Source organism: Cupriavidus sp. HY129 (assembly GCF_059492215.1).
In genome coordinates this window covers 1,657,218-1,677,536 of the sequence record NZ_CP083254.1, presented here as the reverse complement: position 1 = coordinate 1,677,536, position 20,319 = coordinate 1,657,218, and the positions used below count along the sequence as shown (strand labels likewise).

Here is a 20,319-nt window from a genome sequence, read left to right as displayed (position 1 = left end):
GCTCAGAACGGCACGCTGCCGATAATGCCCGCGCGCTCCATCTTGCGATAGCAAGGCGGATAGTCCATCACGGCGTAATGCTGTGTGGCGGTGTTGTCCCAGATCGCCACGCTATTGGGCTGCCAGCGCCAGCGCACCTGGTACTCAGGGATATAGGCCTGCGAGATCAGGTAGCGCAGCAGGTCCGCCGCGCCCGGGTTGCCATCCTGACCGAAGCGCACGCGCGCTGGAGTGTGGTAGTTCGTGAAGTGCGTGGTGAAGCCGTTCACATAGAGGATCTTCTCGCCGGTGTCCGGATGGGTGCGGACCACGGGGTGCTCGGCATCGGGATAGCGCTCCTTGAGCGCCAGCCGCTTCTCGATCGGCATCACGGCACCGAAGCTGGCTTCGATGCTGTGGCGCGCGCGCAGGTCGGCGATCTGGGACTTGATATGGTCGGGCAGGTTCTCGTACGCGAGGGCCATGTTCGCCCACATCGTGTCGCCGCCCACGGGCGGGCATTCCACGCAACGCAGCACGGCGCCGAACTGCGGGGCCTCGCGCCAGGTGGTGTCGGAGTGCCACGCGTTCTCGTAGCGGTCGTTCGGCTGGTCCGGCGACTTGTAGATGCGGACCAGGCCCGGATGCTCCGGATCGCTGCCCGCCACTGGGTGATCCTCGAGTTCGCCGAAGCGGCGCGCGAACGCAACGTGCTCGGCGCGGCTGAAGGTCTGGTCGCGCAGGAACACCACGCGGTGTTTCAGAAGCAGCGCGCGAATTTCGGCGAACAGATCGTCGCTCTTGATCGCGTCAGCCAAGTTGACGCCAACCAGTTCGGCACCGATGGCACAGGTCAGTGGTTTGACTTGCATGGCAGGCTCCTCAGACGACGAAAATCGACGAACCGGTGGTCTTGCGCGATTCCAGGTCGCGGTGAGCCTGCACGGCGTCTTCCAGTGCGTAGCGCTGGTTGATCTCGATACGGATGCGGCCGGCACCCACGTGGTCGAACAGTTCCCCAGCCAGTTCCGCCTTCTCGCCCGGATCAGCGATATAGTCGGCCAAGGCCGGACGCGTCACATAGACCGAGCCCTTCATGGCCAGCAGTACGGGATCGAACGGCGGGATCGGGCCCGATGCGGTGCCCACGCAGACCAGCAGCCCACGGCGCTTCAGCGAATCGAGCGAGGCCATGAACGTGCTCTTGCCGACGCTGTCGAACACCACCGTGGCGCCCCCGCCATCGGTCAGTTCACGCACGCGCTTGGCCACATCCTCGTGGCTGTAGTTGATGATGTGATCGCAACCATGCGCGCGTGCCACCTCGGCCTTGGCCTCGGAAGACACGGTGCCAATCACGTTCAGGCCCTGCAGCTTGGCCCACTGGGACACGATCAGGCCGACGCCGCCTGCCGCGGCGTGCAGCAGAATCGTATCGCCGCGCTTGAACGCGTAGATGCGGCGCATCAGGTAGGCGGAGGTCAGGCCGCGCATCGTCATTGCCGCGGCGGTTTCGAAGCCGATGTTCTCCGGCAGGCGGATCAGCGGCGCGGCCGGCACCAGACGCTCGGTGCTGTAGGCGCCCAGCGTGTTCAGGAAGCCGGTGTATGTCACGCGATCGCCGACGGCGACGTTGGTCACGTCCGGACCGATGGCCTGCACCACGCCGGAGGCTTCCACGCCCATGCCCGCGGGAAGCGGTACCGGATAGGTGCCGTTGCGGAAGTACGTATCGGCGTAGTTCAGGCCAACCGCCACGTGGCGAATGCGCACCTGCCCCGGGCCCGGATCACCCACTTCCATGTCTTCGCAACGAAGGACCTCGGGTCCGCCGGTCTCATACATGCGCACGACTTTTGCCATCGCATCGTCTCCTGTTGTGTGTTGCCGCACGACGTGTGCCGCCATGTCAGCCAATCTAGATGCGCCGACTGCTTGCCGCTTTGCAATCGCTGCATCCAGCTTTGCATTTCATGCCAACACGGCCTATCATCCACGCCGAGTACGACGCGGCATGGTCCAGGGCACTCCGGGCACGTGACGCGCGAAGAACAAGATGGGAGACAAGCTTGAGAACACTGGTGCGCGCTGCGGCACTGACCAATTTCTTCGAGGTGGCGGCGGCGGAAGGCCTGAACCCACAGCCCTTGCTCCGCCAGGCCGGACTGACACGCGCGCTGCTGACCGATCCCGAGCAGCGCGTTCCGGTGGACGCGTGCGCGGTATTGCTGGAGGCCGCGGCGGACGCATCGTCCTGCCTCACCTTCGGGCTGCGCATGGCGGAGTCCCGGCAGTTGTCGGATTTCGGCCTGATGAGCCTGCTGATCAGCCAGCAGCCCACGCTGCGTGACGCGCTCGACACCATCATTCGTTACCGTCATCTGGTCAACGAGTCCGTGGCAATCATGGTGGAGTCGGCCGGCAAGGTGGTCATGATCCGGCAGGAGGTAGTGCTCGGCGCGCCTTCCCGACAAGCCACCGAACTGGCCCTGGGCGTGGTGTTTCGCTTGTGCCGCGCCCTGCTCGGCGCGCATTGGCATCCACTCAGCGTCAACTTTACCCATGCCGCGCCGCCCGACCTGCAGGTGCACCGCCGGTTGTTCGGATGCCCACTGGAGTTCGGCAGCGAGTTCAGCGGCATTGTCTGCCTGGCGGCAGACCTCGACGCGCCGAATCCGACAGGCGACCCGGCCATGGCTCGCCACGCGCAGCGACTGGTGGATACCCTGCCCCGTGTGAACGAGGCGTCGATCGGGCGCGAAGTGCGCAATGCGGTGTACCTGATGCTGCCAATGGGCCGCGCCAGTTGCGAGGCCGTGGCCCAGGGGCTGGGCCTGAGCTTGCGGACCATGCAGCGGCAACTCGACGAAGCCGGCGAATCGTTCACCGACATCCTGAGCGAGGTACGCCGCGATCTGGCGCAGCGGTACGTCAGCAACCCGGACTACTCCCTGTTACGCGTTTCGGAATTGCTCGGCTATGGTTCAGCCAGTTCCTTCACACGCTGGTTTTCCACCCAGTTCGGTGAAGCCCCCTTGGCTTGGCGCCGGCGCCACAGTGTCAACCGGTGACTTGCACAGCACCATCGAATTCGCCTAGTCTGAGCGTGCGTCGCCACATCGGAGCTCCCATGGAAATGCCTAATGCAGTGCTGCTGACCGTTGCCCTCACCCTTGGCGTGCCTGCCGTTGCGCTGGCTCAGTCCACATCGCCCGCCCAGGGCAATGCCGCAGCGGCCATCTCCGATGCCGTACAGGAGGGGGCGAACCCCTATCGTCCGCCTTCGGCGAGCAGCGTCAGCCCCGAGGAAGCCCGCCGGGCGAAATGCGAGGAACTCAAGAACCAGTTCGCCGCTGGCGCGCATGGGCCCAACAGCTACACCTCTCCGGGCATGGCCACGCAGAATGCGCAGGGTCGCGCAGTGCCCAAGATCGAGCGGGACAAGTCGCGAGATGCGCTGGAAGAGACCTATCGCGCGAACTGCACGTAAGGGCTCAGGGCTTCGCCTGATCCATCAGCCTGGCCATGTTGCTTTTGATGACATCGAGCACGGCAGCCGTCATCAGTGACGTCGACATGCCGAACATCAGAATGCCGTTGGCTGCCTCGATTGGCCCCAGCATGCGCCAGCGCTCGGACATGACGATATCGCCATAGCCGAGCGTGGCGAAGTTGACGCTGGAGTGATACAGCGCTGGCACGAAGCTCTGAAACTCGCCCAGCATCAGGAACAGCACGGCCCAGATCGCGATCTGCACGATGTTGCAGGCCAGCGTCAGCAGCATCACCGCCATCAGCAGTGCGATCTCCATCCATAGCGCCTCGCGCCCTTCCCAGCGTTTGCGATAGCGCGCATAGCGACGCAGGCAGATCGCCACCACCACGCCTTGCAGGATCAGGCACAACAGCATCACGGGTGCGGCGACCAGCAGGTGTATGCGCATGGGGCCTCCTCAGGTACTCAGATCGTTGTCGATGCCGTGGACACGGTTCGTTGCCGCCGATGGTCGAGCCATCTCAGCATGAATACGCCATAGAGCGACACCCCGATGAACAGTCCCATGCGGACGGCGAACGCCTGGTAGACATCCTTGCCTGCCGCGCTGTCTTCGACCGACTGCCCAAGCAGGATGATCATCGTCACCAGGCTGTTGAGCCAGAATCCCGGGGTGGCGCGTGTCGGCCGGATCGCGAAGAGCCGGCGGGCAACCACCAGCGCGAACAGGATCGTCCAGAGAAAGAACATCCACAGATTGACGGACAGGCCAAGCGCGAACCAGAACAGGATCGCCAGCAGCCCGCCGAGCAGCGTGGACCCAAGTAGTTCGGTCGCGGCGCTACGCGCCGTCGTGCAGCTTTGCCGGCCCAGGCTGACAGCCTTCATGACGATAGGCAGGTATCCGGCCGGATCGGCCATGGCCAGCAGGAATGCCGGCATGACGACCAGCGTCGCGCGCCACGCCATCCAGTCCGCATCGCTGACAACCGGCGCGGGTGGCTTGGCCGCGGGCGTGGCCGTGCCGGGTTCTGGAATCAGCCAATGGCAGACCGCCAGCATCACCACACCGAGCAGCAGCCCGCGGGCCAGCGCGCCAATCACGCTGAGGGCGAGTCCCATGTCAGCGGTGCCGGCCACCGAGATCAGCGCAATGCCTGCCACAAGGAACGTCGACACGAGCCCGTTGCCGCCGCGCAGGCCGTAACGGAAGGCCAGGAACAGACCGAGCGCGGTCATCAGCACCCCACTCAGCGGCGCGTGCCGCAGGAACGGGATCAGCAGCAGTCCGGTTCCGGTGGTCGCGATGACAAGCAGCGCCAGCGCCAGCCCCGCCTTGGCGGGCAGCGGGCGCCCTACCGTGGCGAACAGGAACACGGCCAGCACGGGCGCAACCATCGGAATCGCCCATTGAAAACCGAAGCTCGTCGCCAGGCAGAGCGCGGTGCCGACAGCCAGGCGCAACGCGCGGCGGGACCGCGCCGCGGTTGCGGCAGCGGCGGCGGCCGATGCGCCCGCGTCAGTAGACATAGGACAGCCAGCTCATCAGGCGGATGTACAAGCGGCCCAATGGATTGAGCGGGTTGCCTGACGTCGGGAACGCCATCACTTCGGCCTGGCCGCCCACGCGCACGCCGCGCATCGAAGAGAGTTGTCCCGGATCGATGTCGACGATCACCGGGAAGCGCTGCGCGGGCCGCAGCCAGTCACGGCTGTTCTGCACCGTTGGCAGGCTGCCTGGCGGTGGGCTCTGGCCGGTGCTCACGCCGTAGCCAATGCTGCGCACCTTGCCTTCGAGCACCTTGCCTGGCAGCGCGTCGAGCACGATGGCCACGGGCGTGCCCGGCTCTACGTGGCCCAGGTTGTTTTCGGTGAGGTCGGCGGAAATCCAGATGTCATGGATCGCGATCAGCGTCATGACCGGGCTGCCGGCGCCGGCAAAACGGCCGACTTCCGTTTGCAGGTCGGTGACCAGCCCGCCGGTACGCGCCCGGATCTTGGCGTTTGACAGATCGAGCTCCGCCTTTTCGACCGCAGCGGCGGCGCTGCGCAGCTTGGCGTTGTTCTCTTCGCTTCCGCCCTGCTGCTCCTTTGCCCGTTCAACCTCGGCGCGGGCCGCGCCGACCTGGCTGACGGCCTGCGTGTGCGTGGCGCGCGCCACCTCCAGCCGCCGCACGGAAACCGTGCCGGGGTCTTCCCGATACAGACGCTCAAGCCGCTCGCTGTCCTGTCGCGCCTTGAGCTCGTTGGCCTGCGCCGCTCGCAGCGATTCGCGCGCGGAATCGATACCCGCTGTGTTCGCGCCGATCTGCCGGCGCGTGGATTCGAAATCGGCGCGGGCGCGGTCCAGTGCAATCCGGTACTGCTGTGGATCGACCTCGAACAGCACCGTGCCGGCCTCCACGCTCTGATTGTTGTGAACCGGCACCTGGGTGACACGCCCAGAGACTTCTGAAGCCACTGGAATCACGAACGCCTGCACGCGCGCCTGCTGGGTATAGGGCGTGAAGCGGTCGGCCAGCAGATACCAGACCAGACTGAGCACGATCGCGATGACAACCCACCGCACCCCTTTTCCCGACGCGTCTCCGGATGCCGCCGGGCCTGGCGAGGCAGGCGGCGTGGCTGGCGCATTCGCATCACTGGCGTCACTCATTGGCGTTGGCTCCCGGTGGCTTTGGCCGTGGTGTTATTGGATGCCGGCGGCGTGCGCGGTGGCTCGTCCAGCAGGTCTCCCCAATCGGTACGCTGCCGCATCTGGTCGCGGGTGGCTGGGTCGACCAACGGCTGCTCGCTGTACCAGCCACCGCCAAGGGCCTTGTAAAGGTCGATCAGATAGCCAACGGCGTTGCTGCGATTGACCAGATAGGCATCCTGCTGGGCGAACAACGCCCGCTGGGCATCGAGCACGCGCTGGAAGTCGGAGTACCCCTCCTTGAACAGGGTGTTGGCCAGCGTCAGCGAGCGTTCCGCCGAATACGCGGCCTCACGCAGGATTTCTTCGCGTTCGAGTGCCTTGAGCAGGCCGCTTGCCGCATCGTCGGCCTCGCGCGCCGCCACGCGCACGTCGTTCTGGTAGGTGAGGATCAGTTGCTGGAGCCGGGCATCCTGCACGCGCACGTTGTTGTGGATCCGGCCATAGTCGAAGATGTTCCAGCGAAGGCTGGGGCCGCCCACCAGCAGCAGGCCGTTCTGCGTCCCGGGCAGCGAAGTCGCGGACCAGCCGATGCTGCCGACGAGCGTCACCGATGGATACAGGTCCGCCTTCGCCACGCCGATCTGGGCCGACTGCGCCGCGATCTGGAACTCGGCGGCGCGAATATCCGGGCGGCGCAGCAACAGATTGGCGGGCACGTCTTGCAGAATCGCCCGATCGATCCGGGGCAACACGCCCTCCTTGCCCGATGCCTCGCCCAACTCGGGAATCGGGCCGGGTGGCCTCCCCAGCAGGATCGCCACGGCGTTGCGCGATAGCGCAATCTGCCGCTCCAGTTCGGGGATGCTACTCAATGTGCCGAAGTACTGCGTCTTGGCCTGTTGCAGGTCCAGTTCATCGCTTTCGCCGGCCTTGAACAGTCGCTCGGTGATTTCGTAGCTGCGCTTCTGCAGTCGGCCGTTCTCCCGCGCAATCCGCACGCGGGCCTCCGCGGTGCGCAATGCGTAATAGGTCTGCGCGAGTTGTGCGTGAAGCAGTACCAGTACGTTCTCGTGATTGGCCTGGGCCGCGAAGTACGCGGCATCGGCGGACTCGATCGCGCGGGCGAATTTCCCCCAGAAGTCGAGCTCCCAGCCGACATCGACACCTGCGCTGTACTCCCAGACGCGAGCGGTTTGGGCGGTTGGCCCGGATTGGCGGCTGTGAACATACATGGCGTCCGCGCCCGCCTGCTGCATCTGGGGATACCGGCCAGCCAGCGCCATGCCGAGTTGCGCGCGGGCTTCCATGACCCGCAGGCCGGCAATCCGAACCCCGGCGTCATTGGCATCGGCCTCGGTGATCAGGCGTTCGAGCACGGGGTCGTTGAAGACCTGCCACCATTGGCGCATATCCGGCTGGGCACCTGCCTCGCTGGCCTGCCCGATCGCCTCGCTGGTCCATTTGCCGCTCCACGTCTCGTGCTGCGGCTGGAAATCCGGGCCAACGCGCGCGCAGCCGGCGAGCATCGTCGCGGCCAGCATCCAGCAACGGAACACGCGGCCCCGGGGCAACATCGCTATCCGGCAGCCGGACCGCTTTCGGTACGTCCCGACGCCTGGCCACTCCCCACGGCCTCACCACTCGCCACGGCCTCGCCGCCCTCGATGGCTTGCTGCTGGGTGTCTTCCACCCACTGCCAGAACAACTGGTATCCGACCGCGAGCACCACGGGGCCGACAAAGAGCCCGATTACGCCTCCGCTGACCATGCCGCCAAGCGCGCCGATCAGCACCACCGGCATCGGCACATCCACGCCACGGCCCAGCAGCATCGGCTTGAGCACGTTATCCGCCAGGCCGGCAATGAACACGTAGACGGCAAAGACGATGTTCATGCCGCTGACGCCCTCGGTCGCGATCACGAAGATGATCACGGGGATGGTGATCAGCGTGGCCGGCAACTGCATGATGCCGAGCAGCAGCACCGCCAGCGCCAGCAGCCCTGCCCCCGGCACACCCTTCATAACGAAGGCGACACCGATCAGCAGCATCTGGATGAATGCAATACCCACCACGCCCTGCGCGACCGCGCGCACGGTGGCCGTGCACAGCACGGTAAGGCGGGGGCCGCGCTCCGGCCCGGAGATGCGGGAGGCAATCTGAATCGCGCTGCGCGTGCCGAGCTCGCCGTAGGCCATGAAGATGCCCGCGATCATGAGCGCCGCCACGAAGATCAGCAGCCCGACGCCCACGCCACGCGCTGTGCCGAGCAGCGCCAGGGCCACCACCTTGATCTGTGGCGCAAGCTTTTCAGCCAGCGAGGCGAAGTCGGTGGAGGCAAGGTGCCAGAAGCCGTAGAGTTGCTTGCCCACAAACGGCCAGGCGGCCACCGATTCGGACGGTGGCGGAATCCGGATGTTGCCGCTGCGCGCGATCTCCAATGCGTGTTCGACCGAGTCGATCAATGCAATCCCGAGCAGGCACGAGGGCACGAGAATGATGCAGATGACCAGGAAAACGATCAGGGTGGCCGTGCGGCCCTCTCCATCGAAGATCTTGCCGCGCAGGTAGGTCTGCAGCGGATAGAGCGTGATCGCCAGGATCACTGACCACGCCATCAGGCTGATGAACGGCTTGAAGATCTCGAAGCAGGATATCGCCAGCAACAAGATCAGGCCGAAGCGGATATAAACGTCGATCAGCGTACGAGAGATCGTAGGGATCGAAAGACGTGTTTGCAGCATCGGCGGCCTCCTTGTGAACCTCGGGCGCGCGCCTCGGCCGCGCCACCTCTCACACGAGCCGGCTCTGGCGCCTGCGCCTCCAGCCAAGGGCAAGCAGGACAGCGCCGACGAACATGATCACGAAGCAGCCGATCAACCAGTCCCTCGCGAGAACCGTGAAGCGATAGTGCTGCGGCGCTTCTGACAGCTTGAACAAGTGAATCTCGAGACCATGCAGGGCGAAACTGAACAAGTTGACATTCTCTGGCAGCCCGCCCACCGGATCGCACAGGAATACCCCGGCGAGAGCCAGCCAGAAACCGATGATGATCAGCCAGTATCCAGTCTTGTACATGGTCGAGTACGCTCCCAATGAAAGAGTCAGCCAAGCCCGTGCGCAAAGCAATTGGTCCTTGGGCCAAGCCATGCTTGAGCCAAGCATTGGACCAAAGTCCCTTGCCAAGGCCATGCCCGTATCCGAGATTGATACTTGAGGCAATGGGGCCTGCTGCAAGCGCCGGGAGAAACACTTATGGTAAAGGACTCGCGCCGTACTGACGAGGATTCCGCAGCGCAGCAGGACCTTGACTCGAAGACGTACGAGAAGTCGCTGCGCTCGCTGCACGTTGAACTGGTGCACCTGCAGGACTGGGTCAAGGCTACTGGTGCCAAGGTATGCGTCATCTTCGAAGGGCGTGACGGCGCTGGCAAAGGCGGCGTCATCAAGGCCATCACCGAGCGGGTCAGCCCCCGCGTCTTTCGCGTGATTGCCCTGCCCGCCCCCACCGATCGCGAAAAGAGCCAGATGTACGTGCAACGGTACATCCCGCATCTGCCCGCAGCCGGCGAGATCGTGATCTTCGACCGTAGCTGGTACAACCGCGCCGGCGTCGAACGCGTGATGAAGTTCTGCGACGAGGAACAGGTGGAGTTGTTCCTGCGCGCGGTGCCGCTGGTGGAGCGCGCTATCGTCGGCTCGAACATCCAGCTCATCAAGTACTGGCTCGAAGTCAGCCCCGAAGAACAGACGCGCCGCCTGGAGCAGCGCATTCTGGACGGCCGCAAGACGTGGAAGTTGACGGACATGGACCTGAAGTCATACAGCCGCTGGTATGACTACTCGCGCGCGCGGGACGCGATGTTCGAGGCCTCGGATACCGACTTCGCGCCGTGGAATGTCGTGCGATCGGACTGCAAGCGGCGCGCCCGGCTCAACATCATCAGCCATCTGCTTGCGTCGATTCCCTACGAGCCCATCCCGCGCAAGAAGGTCACGCTGCCGGACCGGCAGAAGCGCGGCTCCTACAAGCAGCCCGACTACCCCTATCGGTATATCCCGGAGAAGTTCTGAGTTCCGGACGCAAACTGCAACCGTCAGGGGCCGCGTCATCGCGGCCCCTGACGGTTGTGGCATCGGATCTTCAATCCCTCAGTCGTTCAGTCGTTCAGTCGTTCAATCCTTCAATAGCGCCTTTTTCCAGTTGCCATCGGCCTCCTGGCAGTACCACCCTTCCCAGCGTTCCGACCTGCCATTCTGGCGCAGTTCGCTGCGGATCTTGCGGCAGCGCTTGGCGTTCTCGGTGCGCGTGGTCACGGGCGTGAATGTGCCCTCCGTGGCCTTGGACCGCCCCTCGGCAGGCAGACTGAACGGCACGGTGGCGCCATCGTCGGACTCCGACAGCGTCTTGTTGAAGACGCCGCGCAAGGTCGCCATCTGCTGCTTGGCGAGCGTGCCAACGATCGTGCCGCTCAGGTAGTTGTCAAAGTACGCGTGGGCGGGCAGCGCGCTGGCAATCAGCACGGCCGCCCCCAGACAACGCAATGCTGCAATGTGCTTCATGACGACAGTTCCGTTCGGGTGCCCGGCATTCGGTGGTTACTTGCCTGCACCGGGGGTTACCGAAACCGCGACAGCCTCGGTGTAGACAGCCTGCACGCGGTCCCCCTTCTTGATGTTCTTCAACTGGTCCGGGTCCTCGACAACAAGGTCGACGACATGGCCCTTCGGTCCCTTGACCGAGACAGTCTTTGTGTCCTTGTTGACCGCGACAACCTGGGCGACCACCGTCACCTCACGGCCAACCGTGCCGCCAGGCTTGGCGCCGGCCTCGGCGCGTTGCTCGATCGGCTTCTCGTTCATGGAGAGCGGTCCGCTGCCCTTCTTGAGGCTAACGGTCAGTGCCTCGTTGTACTGTACGGTGACCTTGTCGCCGACCCGTAGCTGATCAAAGTTGCGAGCCTCGTCGCCAACGGTCATGTCGGTGACCTTGCCGCCCGCGCCTTTCAGCGTGATTTTGCGATTTGCCGCGTCGATGGCTGTGATCGTCGCAACGGCAGTTGCGGAGCCGGAGGCCGTGACCGAGCCGTCGGCGCGTGTGACATCAGTCTTGACGTCGGTCTGCGCCCAGCCAATGGCCGGCACCGAAAGCAGGATCGCGACGGGAATCAGTACTTTCTTGAGCATATGCACTCCTTTTGGCAAAGCGCTCCGGGACCTACTTCACTCACTTGATCGAATAACCACGGCCTTCCATGCACGCGGAATAAGCACGGTAGTACGTGGACATGGCGCCCTGGGTGTTGGCCTGGGCGTTCGCTTGCGCGTTGCGCTGGTTCTGCCGGGCGCGCGAGCCACCGACCATCGTGCCGGCTGCGGCGCCAACGGCGGCACCCTTGCCGGCATCGCCGGTGATCGCGCCGATTACCGCACCGCCGGCGGCGCCACGCGCGGCACCGCCAACACGCTCACCACCGCCGACTGCCGGGCCACTGGGAGGCGGCGGCGCCGAGGACACGGCCGCCGGGTCTATGCCCGTATTCGATTTGGCCCAGGAATAGCAATAACCGTCGTCCTGTTGCTGCTGGGCGGCGCTCTGTCCCTTGGCGGGATACGCAATCGGCTTGGACTGAGCCATCGCGCCAAGGGCGATGCCCGCCGTGGCCAGCAACAAGACCGGCCTGATGATCGACCTCGACATGAAATCACTCCTTGTTACGGGTTTCCGGTTGACTCAGGCTTGCCTGAGGCGCCTGTGCTGCTTCCGACTCCACGGGCCAGCCACCACCCAACGCCTTGTAGAGCTGGACAAGCTGGCCAAACTCCGAACCAATGAGGGTGGACTGGTCAAGTTGCGCGGCGAACAGCGCGCGCTCGGAATCCAGCACTTCAAGATAGCTCGTATAGCCGCCTTCGTAGCGATCTCGTGCCAGCGAAGCGTAACGGCCCAGCGCATCGACCTGGTCGGTCTTGGCATTGAGCTGATCGCGCGTACGCTGCACGCTGACCAGCGCATCCGCCACTTCCCGGAACGCTGTCTGGATGGATTGCTGGTAGGCCTGCAGCGACTGCGTCTGAATCGCCTCCGCCTGCTTGACGTCGCCGGCGATCGCGCCACCGGTGAAGATCGGCATACTGATGAGCCCGGCAAACGACCAGGCCCGTGCCGGACCGGTCCACAGCCCCGACAGTGCCGTGCTGGCAGCTCCGAACGCGCCGGTCAGCGAAATCGTCGGGAAGTACTCGGCACGCGCGGCGCCGATACGGGCATTGGCCGCCACGAGATTCTGCTCGGCCAGGAGTACGTCCGGCCGCTGCTCCAGTAACGTCGACGGCAGGCCGACCGGCACGCCCGGCAAGGTCAACTCGGAGATCGACTTGCCGCGCGGAATTTCACGCGGGTTCTCGCCCAGCAGACCGGCCAGCAGGTCCTCCTGCAGCGCGACTTGCTGGCGGAACTGCTCGACCGAGGTCAGTGCCGATGCGTATTCTGACCGCGCTTGCGCGAACTCGACCTCGGAGACCACACCGCCCTGGAAGCGCTCCCGGAACAACTCAAGCGCGCCCCGACGGCTTTCCAGGGTGTCTTGCGAGATACGCAGGCGGTTATCGAGATCCCGCAGCGTGATATAGGCACTGGCAGTCGCGGCGACAACCGAGATTTCCGTGCTCCGACGCGCCAGTTCGCTGGCCTGCCAGTCAGCCTTGGCCGCCTCGGTCAGGCGGCGTATCCGGCCAAACAGGTCGATTTCCCAGGATGCGGTGGCGGCGACGTGCGTCTGGTTGAACGGGTTGTTGATCGGCAGCGCCGTGCCATTGGTGGTGCTGATACGCTGGCGCCCACCGCCAGCCTCGATCCCCACCTGAGGGAACAGGCCAGACCGGGTGGTCATGACACGGCCGTAGTACTCCTCGACCCGTGCCGCGGCAATCAGCAAGTCCTTGTTGTTGGCCCGCGCTGTGGCAATCAGCCCGTCCAGCACCGGATCGTTCATCTGCGACCACCAATACGTGGCCGGTGTCTGCGGCACGTTGATACCTTCGTCCGCGAAGCGGTAGGCCTGCGGAACATCGACAGGCGGACGAACGTAGTCCGGCCCGACCGCGCACCCGGCGGCGGCCAGCGTGGCGAGAAGCATCAATCGGGACACCGTGCGGCGCTTCATGACGTGCCTCCCGGAGTAGCCTCGGTGTCACTCGCCGGCCCCGCCCCTGGCCCGGTCCCGGTCCCTGAAGCCGGCTGCTTGCCCTTCCTCTTCTCGCTGCGCTGCTCCAGGCCCCAGAAGAACATCGGGATGAAGAAGATGGCGATAACGGTCGCGCCAAGCATCCCGCCAATCACGCCGGTACCGAGCGACTGACGGCTGGCGGCGGATGCCCCGCTGGCGATGGCCAGCGGCACGCAACCCAGGATGAAGGCCAGCGAGGTCATGATGATCGGGCGCAGACGCATCTTGGCCGCCTTGACCGCGGCATCGAACGGGCTCAGCCCTTCCTTCTCTTGCATTTCCACGGCGAACTCGAAGATCAGGATGGCATTCTTGGCCGCCAGCGCGATCAGCACGGTCAAACCGATCTGGAAATACACGTCGTTTTCCATACCTCGCAGCAAGATGCCCATCAGCGCGCCAAACAACGCGAATGGCACCGCCAGCAGCACGCCCAGCGGCAACGACCATTTTTCGTACTGGGCGGCCAGGATCAGGAACACCATCAGCAATGCGAAGGCGAAGACCAGCGCGGCAGTGGACCCTGCCTTCTTCTCTTCGTACGCCTGTCCGCTCCACGCAAAGCTGTAGCCTTCACCAAGGACTTCGTGGGCTACCTCTTCCATTGCTGCCAGCGCCTGCCCGGAGCTGTACCCCGGTGCGGCGTCGCCAGTAATCTTCGCTGCGGGGAAGTTGTTGAACCGCGTGACCAGATCCGCGCCAGAGACCCAGCGCGAATTCGTCACGGCCTTGATCGGGACCATGTCTCCCTTGGCATTGCGTACGTAGACGTTGTCGAGGTCGTCGGGCCGCGAGCGGTACTTGGGCTCCGCCTGCAGGATCACCTGGAACAGACGGCTGTTCTTCGGGAACTGGCTGACGTAGAGCGAGCCGAACATTGTCTGCAAGGCCGAGTAGACCGACTCCACCGCCACGCCCTGGGTTTCCGCGCGCTCACGGTCGAGGTCCACCAGTAACTGCCTGGAGCGCGTGTTGATCGTGCTGTTCACGCCGCGCAATTCGGGTCGCTGATGGGCCTTGGCGATAAACGCCCTGACGCGTTCCTCGAGTTGCGGATAGGTGCCATCCCCGGTGCTTTGCAGCCAGAACTCGAAGCCGCCGGTCGTACCCAGGCCCGGGATCGATGGCGGATTGACCGGCACCACGACGCCCTCGCGGTAGGTGGAGAACTCCTTGTTGGCCTTCGCGATCAGGTCCGCCGCGCTTTCACCCTTGCCGCGCTCGCTAAAGCCCTTCAGTGTGACAAACAGCGTGCCGGCATTGGACTTGTTCTGCGAGTCGATCAGGCTGTAGCCGTCCGGTACCGCCACCGCCTTGACGCCCGGCTGCTTGGCGAACCAGTCCGCGGCGCGCGAGGACAGCGCGGACGTGCGGTCCAGGCTGGCCGCATCGGGCATGATCACCGCGCCCAGCAGATAACCCTGGTCTTCCACCGGCAGGAACGACGACGGGATGCGCATGAACATCAGCACGCTGACTGCGATCAGCGCGGCCACGATTGCCAGCGATATCACCGAACGCCGGATGATGAGCTGGATCGACCTGCCGTACCCTTCCACGAGCCGATCGAAACTGCGGTTGAACCAGCGGAAGAAGCGATTCTTTTCGTGGGAGCCCGGTTTAAGCAGGATGGCCGCCAGTGCCGGCGACAAGGTCAGCGCGACGACACCGGACAGCAGCACCGACACCGCCAGCGTAATGGCGAACTGCTTGTACAACTGGCCCGTGATGCCGGACAGGAACGCCACCGGGATGAACACGGCCAGCAGCACCAGCACGATCGCGATCACCGGGCCGCCCACCTCGTCCATGGCGTGCTTGGCCGCCTCCTTGGGCGGCATCTTGAACTCGACCATGTTCCGTTCGACGTTCTCGATCACGACGATGGCGTCGTCCACCACAATGCCGATGGCCAGCACCATCCCGAATAACGTCAGCATGTTGACCGAGAAGCCGAACGCCGACATGGCCATGAACGTGCCGATGATCGACACCGGCACGGCCAGAATCGGCACCAGCGTGGCGCGGAAGCTCTGCAGGAACAGGAACACGACCAGGATCACCAGGATCACCGCATCGCGCAACGTATGCACCACCTCGTTGATCGACTCATGCACGAACTCGGTGGTATCCAGCGCGACTTCATACTCCATGCCCGGCGGGAAGCTCTTCTTCACTTCCTCCAGCGTCTTGCGGACCTGCTCGGCCACGGCCAGGGCGTTGGCGCCTGGCTGCTGATAGACCGCCAGCAGCGTGGCGGTCTTGCCCTTGTAGCGGCTGCGCAACGAATAATCTTTCGAGCCCAGTTCGGCACGGCCGACGTCCTTGAGACGCACCAGCGCCGCGTCACCCGAGGCGGCGCGCAGGATGATGTTCTCGAACTCGGCCGGCTCGGTCATCCGCCCCTTCGTCGTCACCGGGAAGGTCAGTGTGACCGGCCCGTCGGTGGGTGACTGTCCTATTCGGCCAGCGGAGAACTGCTCGTTCTGGTTGGCCACCGCGTTCTTGATGTCCTCGACGGTGATGCCTAGCTGGGCCATCCGGTCCGGCTTCAGCCAGATGCGCATGGCGTAGTCGGGTGTGCCGAAGATCGACGCCTGGTTAGCACCTGGAATGCGCTTGAGCGCATCGAGAATGTAGATGTTGGTGAAGTTATCGACGAAGGTCTGCGGATAGCTGTTATCCGGCGAATAGACCGCGATCACCATCATGAAGGCAGACGAACGCTTCTGCACGCTCACGCCCTGTTTGGTCACCGCGTCAGGCAACGTCGGCAGCGCCAGGTTCACGCGGTTCTGCACGTCCACCTGTGCCAGTGACGGGTCCGTGCCGATCTCGAAGTACACGGTCAGCGTCATGTTGCCGGTGGACGAACTGGTGGACGACATGTACAGCATGTTGTCCGCGCCGTTGACCTGCTGCTCGATCGGGGCCGCGACGTTCTGTGCCACCACGTCCGAGCTGGCGCCCGGATAGGTCGTGGTGACGGTGATGGTCGGCGGTGTGATGTCCGGGAACTGCGCGATCGGCAGGTTGACCATGGCAACCAGACCGCCAACGACGATGATGATCGACAGGACCGATGCGAAGATCGGACGGTCGATGAAGAAGTGTGAAAGCTTCATGACGTCGCCCCCTTCTCAGGGGCGGCGGTTGGGGCCGAGGCTGGCGTGGGCGCGGCGCCCGGGGGGCCAGGCGGCCGTTCGGTGGACACGGGCTGCGGAGGCGCGGCCACGGGTTTGAGGGGCGCTCCGGGGGCGAGGCGCACCGTGCCGTCGACCACCACGGTATCGCCTTCGCGCAGGCCGGAACGGATGATCCAGTTGCCCTGCGCCCATTCTCCGACATCCACCACTCTGGATTCAGCCTTGTTGTCCTTGCCGACGGTCCAGACAAACTGTCCACGCTGCCCTTGCACCACAGCCGCCTGTGGCACCGTGATCGCGCGCGTGCGCTCCGCGCCAAGCACGCGGACGCGCACGAATTGCCCCGGACGCAACGCGCCTTCGGTATTCGGGAATTCCGCGCGCAGCAGATAGGTGCCGGTCTCGGAGCTGAAGGATGCATCGGCAAACGTGATGTGACCACGCTTGCCATAGGTCGCGCCATCGGCCAGCACGATCTCCACCTCCATCGAGCCACGCGGCGGCATCTTCAACTGTCCGGATGCCTGCTGGGACTGGTACTGCAGGACCTCGTTCTCTGACAAACTGAAGTTGACCCAGATCGGATCGAGCTTGGCGACGTAAGTCAGCAAGCTGTTGCTCGCGTCGATATACGAACCGACCTGCTTCTTGGCGTAGCTGGATAACCCGGAGACTGGCGCGGTGATCGTCGTGTAGTCCAGATTCAGACGGGCGTTTGTCACGTTGGCCTTGGCCTGCTCCACCGCGGCCGCGGCGCCCTGCTCCTGCCCAACGGAATCGTCGAGATCCTTCTGGCTCAACGCATTCTTGGCGGCCAGCGGGCGAACGCGGGCAAGGTTCTGGCGCGCGGTGGTCAGGCGTGCCTGTTGCTGCGCCAGTTCGGCCATGGCCGCGTCCAGCGCGGCCTTGAATGGCTTCTGGTCCATGCGGAACAGCACCTGCCCCGCCTTGACCATCGTGCCTTCGGTATAGAGCCGTTGCTCCAGGAAACCGTTGACCCGCGCCCGGATTTCAACCTGCTGCGAGCTCTCGGTCTGCCCGACGAACTCGAACACGACCGGCACGTCGTGGAGGTCGACCTTGACGACCCCAACTTCGGTCACCGGCGGCGCGGCGGGCCCCTTCGCCTCCTGCTTTCCGCATCCCGCGACTGCCAGTGCGGTGAGGAACATGAACGCATACTGCCTGCCCTTGGACTCCAGCCCACTCGCCATTGCTTGCTCCTCCGCTACGCGCCCGCCTGCTTGCTGGCGCGTCCTCGCCGTCTGCGTGGTTGATGTTTTGCCTGCGTGGTCAGTTGAAGCGTTCTCTCAACACCAGCGCGTTGATCCGGTGGCCATTCCAGAACACGTCATGGATGCGCGGGACGAAATGCTGCAACGCGATTTCGTCCACGGCATGGAATGTCAGTGTGACCGCCGGGCGCGTACCGTCTCCTTCCTGGAGTTCGTATTCGTCGTACGCCGGAAACCCGTAACGACCGAGGAACTCTTTCACCTGCTCCTCGGTGGTATCCGGGTTGAGGTTGGAAATCATCAGAAGTGCCATGTTCGATCCTTGTCACGGCGCCAATGCCACGCGCGGCGGACGCATGTCGGCCCCGTATTGTTGAGAGTGTGCCGCTTTGAGTCTAAATCGCAATTGGACCAAGGACCAAATTCCGTCACGTCAGATAACTCAAGGCGTCATCACACCCCGCACCAACTCGATGAGCTGGTGCGTATTGAAAGGTTTGCGCAGGTATCCGATCGCGCCGGCGGAGAGCGCCTTGTTGCGAGCCTCGGGCACGTCGTGGGCGGTAATGAAAATGATCGGCAAGGACAATCCGCCGAGACGGCGCTGCACCTCAAGACCGTCGAGGTAGGGCATGCTGACGTCGAGGATCACGCACGCAGGCCGATAAGCCGGCTGCGACAGGATCTGGTCCAGGAATGCCGTGCCGCTTGTGAATGTATCGACAGCGATGCCGGCGGCGCGCAGCAAACGCGAGATGGCGCGCGCAACGGACTCGTCATCGTCGATAACCACCGCAAATTGTCCTGAAGACCCCATATCCGCGCCAGGTTAACGTCGACCGCGTAGGCCGCGGGGAAGAAGTTGCCTTCCCCAAGGCTACGAGACACCGGCGTCCGGCGATATTGGACGATGGTCCAAACGGGGGAGCCAGCGCGGGGTCAGGTGCGCGCGACGATCCCCATACCCATCTTGTCGGCGATGCGAACCAGGGCCGGAAGCGAATCCACTTCGAGCTTTTGCATCACGTGCGCGCGATGCACCTTGATGGTCTTTTCCACGGTCCCGAGTTCGCTGGCCACCTGCTTGTTGCGCAGGCCAGACACGATCCAGCCCAGGACTTCACGCTCTCTGGGCGTCAGCCGCTCGATCTTCTGCCGCAGCACGCGGAGTTCGGCCTTGCGCGCGAACTGTTCCCGCGCGCGTTCACACGCCCGTTCGACCGCGGCCAGAAGCAGCCCGTCCTGCACCGGCTTTTCGAGAAAATCTATCGCGCCCGCCTGCATGGCCTGTACCGCCTTGGACACGTCGGCATGTCCGGTGAGGATGACGACGGGAACCCGCTGGCTCAGCGTCTGCTGCAAGGCGATGCCGTCCATGTCTGGCATCTGCAGGTCGACCACGGCGCAGATCGGCGAATTCTCCAGTTCGACGTTATCCAGAAAGCGTTTCGCGGAATCGAAGCAACTGGTGTGATACCGATGGGCGCCAAGGACGCGTGCCAGGGCACGTCGCACACTGTCGTCGTCATCGACGATACATACCGTTGGCTGCATTGCGTTCATTGTTCTTTCCTCCGTGATGGAGCGGATGGATGCCGCGCGGTGGCAGTGGCAATACCGACCCGCGCAGGTCCTGCGCGGCGTCTTCCGTGCGCAGCGACAGTTCAAAAGTCATACCCGTGCTGCTGTTGCGGATCGCCGACAGGCGTCCGCCATTGCGCTCCACCAGGGCGCGGCTGAAAGACAGCCCCAACCCCATGCCCTTGTGCTTCGACGAATAGAACGGCTGGAAGATACGCTCGAGCTGCCCCGGTTCGACGCCGCAGCCGTTGTCGCGCACCGAAACGACGACCATTCCATTGCGTTCCTGCGCCAGGATCGACGCTGAGCGTTCACCGTGCGGGCGCACGGATTCCACCGCATCGAGGGCGTTGCTCAGCAGATTGAGCAGCACCAGCTGGATTTCCATCGGGTCGCCAACGGCGCGGGGAAGCGAATCGGCAACTTCTCGCGACACCAGAACGCTACGTGCCCGCGCATTGGCATCGACGAGGGCAATCGCCTGATCGACGACTTCGCCGACATTGAAGTGGATCGCCGACGGGGCCTCGCCCAGGATCAATGCCCTTACCCGCCTGACGATCTCGCTCGCGCGAGACGCATCGGCGACGATATCGTCGAGGATCTCGCGTACCTCCGCGGGGTCGCATGGCCCCGATGCCAGATACTCCCTGGCCGCCTGAGCATTGCTGGTGATAGCCGTCAGTGGCTGGTTCAATTCATGCGCGATGGAACCGGCTAGTTCGTTCATGCCGGGCGCGGGCGACAGATGGGCGATCTCCCTTGCATGATTGCTGGATTGCACGGATTCCGTTGGCCCGCCGGAATGCGACCTGCGACGCCCGAAGCCGGGAACGATCGCGGCGGCGAACGCCACGCCGCTGGAGACGCCTACCAACAGGAAGGACAGCCATCGCATTGCTGTTGTCCTTCAGCGGTGGAGTGAATGAGGCTTGCTGCGTTGCCGCAAATGACGGCCACTGCGGGCATTGGCCCGTGCGCGGACATGAGAGAGTTTCGCCACTGCAACCAGGGAC

General features: G+C 64.2%; 21 protein-coding genes. 3 read left to right on the top strand and 18 right to left on the bottom strand.

Translation table 11 applies throughout. The annotated features are described in order from the left end of the window. Positions 1 to 2 precede the first annotated feature (2 nt). Positions 3 to 851, bottom strand: a complete 849-nt coding sequence (locus K6G35_RS07650; protein WP_008644704.1) for a TauD/TfdA dioxygenase family protein — start codon at positions 849 to 851, stop codon at positions 3 to 5. 10 nt (positions 852 to 861) lie between these two features. Continuing rightward, positions 862 to 1,842 carry a quinone oxidoreductase family protein gene (locus tag K6G35_RS07645; RefSeq protein WP_035882198.1) on the bottom strand — a complete coding sequence of 327 codons (981 nt, stop codon included), beginning with the start codon at positions 1,840 to 1,842 and terminating at the stop codon, positions 862 to 864. A 206-nt stretch (positions 1,843 to 2,048) separates the two neighbouring features. Here K6G35_RS07645 and K6G35_RS07640 point away from each other — a divergent pair, with 206 nt between their 5' ends. Both K6G35_RS07640 and K6G35_RS07635 read left to right on the top strand, forming a co-directional pair. Beyond that, complete coding sequence (locus K6G35_RS07640) at positions 2,049 to 3,050, top strand: AraC family transcriptional regulator (RefSeq protein ID WP_035882197.1); 1,002 nt, start codon at positions 2,049 to 2,051, stop codon at positions 3,048 to 3,050. Positions 3,051 to 3,109: 59 nt separating this feature from the next. After that, on the top strand, positions 3,110 to 3,469 hold the full coding sequence (locus K6G35_RS07635) for a hypothetical protein (protein ID WP_051705349.1): 360 nt from the start codon (positions 3,110 to 3,112) through the stop codon (positions 3,467 to 3,469). Between the two features lie 4 nt (positions 3,470 to 3,473). Here K6G35_RS07635 and K6G35_RS07630 read toward each other — a convergent pair whose 3' ends face one another. From K6G35_RS07630 to K6G35_RS07605, 6 genes are read right to left on the bottom strand one after another with little or no spacing between them, the layout of a single operon-like run. Then, a complete protein-coding gene (locus K6G35_RS07630) occupies positions 3,474 to 3,923 on the bottom strand; it encodes a potassium channel family protein (protein ID WP_008644696.1) in 450 nt (149 codons plus the stop codon). A 17-nt stretch (positions 3,924 to 3,940) separates the two neighbouring features. After that, positions 3,941 to 5,005, bottom strand: coding sequence for a DUF2955 domain-containing protein (locus K6G35_RS07625; RefSeq protein ID WP_495676297.1), 1,065 nt, complete (start codon positions 5,003 to 5,005; stop codon positions 3,941 to 3,943). Continuing rightward, positions 4,995 to 6,131 (bottom strand): HlyD family secretion protein, encoded by a 1,137-nt coding sequence (locus K6G35_RS07620; protein WP_495676296.1) that lies wholly within the window; start codon positions 6,129 to 6,131, stop codon positions 4,995 to 4,997. The genes K6G35_RS07625 and K6G35_RS07620 overlap by 11 nt, the downstream gene beginning before the upstream one ends. After that, entirely contained in the window at positions 6,128 to 7,687 is a 1,560-nt protein-coding gene (locus tag K6G35_RS07615; RefSeq protein WP_495676295.1) for an efflux transporter outer membrane subunit, read from the bottom strand. The genes K6G35_RS07620 and K6G35_RS07615 overlap by 4 nt, the downstream gene beginning before the upstream one ends. A gap of 2 nt (positions 7,688 to 7,689) precedes the next feature. Beyond that, positions 7,690 to 8,856 carry an AI-2E family transporter gene (locus K6G35_RS07610; protein ID WP_008644686.1) on the bottom strand — a complete coding sequence of 389 codons (1,167 nt, stop codon included), beginning with the start codon at positions 8,854 to 8,856 and terminating at the stop codon, positions 7,690 to 7,692. A 49-nt stretch (positions 8,857 to 8,905) separates the two neighbouring features. After that, complete coding sequence (locus tag K6G35_RS07605; RefSeq protein ID WP_495676294.1) at positions 8,906 to 9,190, bottom strand: hypothetical protein; 285 nt, start codon at positions 9,188 to 9,190, stop codon at positions 8,906 to 8,908. A 177-nt stretch (positions 9,191 to 9,367) separates the two neighbouring features. Between K6G35_RS07605 and ppk2 the strand changes: the two genes are divergently transcribed. Next, positions 9,368 to 10,186, top strand: coding sequence for a polyphosphate kinase 2 (gene ppk2 / locus K6G35_RS07600; RefSeq protein WP_008644684.1), 819 nt, complete (start codon positions 9,368 to 9,370; stop codon positions 10,184 to 10,186). 102 nt (positions 10,187 to 10,288) lie between these two features. Here ppk2 and K6G35_RS07595 read toward each other — a convergent pair whose 3' ends face one another. The 10 genes from K6G35_RS07595 to K6G35_RS07550 form a co-directional block, all read right to left on the bottom strand. Next, the gene (locus tag K6G35_RS07595) at positions 10,289 to 10,675 is read right to left on the bottom strand and encodes a hypothetical protein (RefSeq protein ID WP_008644682.1); all 387 of its coding nucleotides are present in this window, start codon (positions 10,673 to 10,675) and stop codon (positions 10,289 to 10,291) included. Between the two features lie 36 nt (positions 10,676 to 10,711). Next, positions 10,712 to 11,299 carry a hypothetical protein gene (locus K6G35_RS07590; RefSeq protein ID WP_008644680.1) on the bottom strand — a complete coding sequence of 196 codons (588 nt, stop codon included), beginning with the start codon at positions 11,297 to 11,299 and terminating at the stop codon, positions 10,712 to 10,714. A gap of 40 nt (positions 11,300 to 11,339) precedes the next feature. Then, positions 11,340 to 11,813, bottom strand: coding sequence for a glycine zipper family protein (locus tag K6G35_RS07585; protein ID WP_011516437.1), 474 nt, complete (start codon positions 11,811 to 11,813; stop codon positions 11,340 to 11,342). A 4-nt stretch (positions 11,814 to 11,817) separates the two neighbouring features. Next, positions 11,818 to 13,278: an efflux transporter outer membrane subunit gene (locus K6G35_RS07580; protein WP_495676293.1), complete on the bottom strand. Its 1,461-nt coding sequence runs from the start codon at positions 13,276 to 13,278 to the stop codon at positions 11,818 to 11,820. Continuing rightward, positions 13,275 to 16,466, bottom strand: a complete 3,192-nt coding sequence (locus tag K6G35_RS07575; RefSeq protein ID WP_186425384.1) for an efflux RND transporter permease subunit — start codon at positions 16,464 to 16,466, stop codon at positions 13,275 to 13,277. The genes K6G35_RS07580 and K6G35_RS07575 overlap by 4 nt, the downstream gene beginning before the upstream one ends. Then, positions 16,463 to 17,701, bottom strand: coding sequence for an efflux RND transporter periplasmic adaptor subunit (locus K6G35_RS07570; protein ID WP_035882190.1), 1,239 nt, complete (start codon positions 17,699 to 17,701; stop codon positions 16,463 to 16,465). The genes K6G35_RS07575 and K6G35_RS07570 overlap by 4 nt, the downstream gene beginning before the upstream one ends. Positions 17,702 to 17,780: 79 nt before the next feature. Next, positions 17,781 to 18,035 carry an RNA-binding protein gene (locus tag K6G35_RS07565; RefSeq protein WP_035882188.1) on the bottom strand — a complete coding sequence of 85 codons (255 nt, stop codon included), beginning with the start codon at positions 18,033 to 18,035 and terminating at the stop codon, positions 17,781 to 17,783. A 129-nt stretch (positions 18,036 to 18,164) separates the two neighbouring features. Further along, positions 18,165 to 18,539: a response regulator transcription factor gene (locus K6G35_RS07560; protein ID WP_035882186.1), complete on the bottom strand. Its 375-nt coding sequence runs from the start codon at positions 18,537 to 18,539 to the stop codon at positions 18,165 to 18,167. A gap of 122 nt (positions 18,540 to 18,661) precedes the next feature. Beyond that, complete coding sequence (locus K6G35_RS07555; RefSeq protein ID WP_017513303.1) at positions 18,662 to 19,285, bottom strand: response regulator transcription factor; 624 nt, start codon at positions 19,283 to 19,285, stop codon at positions 18,662 to 18,664. Continuing rightward, positions 19,248 to 20,159, bottom strand: coding sequence for a sensor histidine kinase (locus K6G35_RS07550; RefSeq protein WP_495676292.1), 912 nt, complete (start codon positions 20,157 to 20,159; stop codon positions 19,248 to 19,250). Before K6G35_RS07550 ends, K6G35_RS07555 begins: the two co-directional genes overlap by 38 nt. Positions 20,160 to 20,319 lie beyond the last annotated feature (160 nt).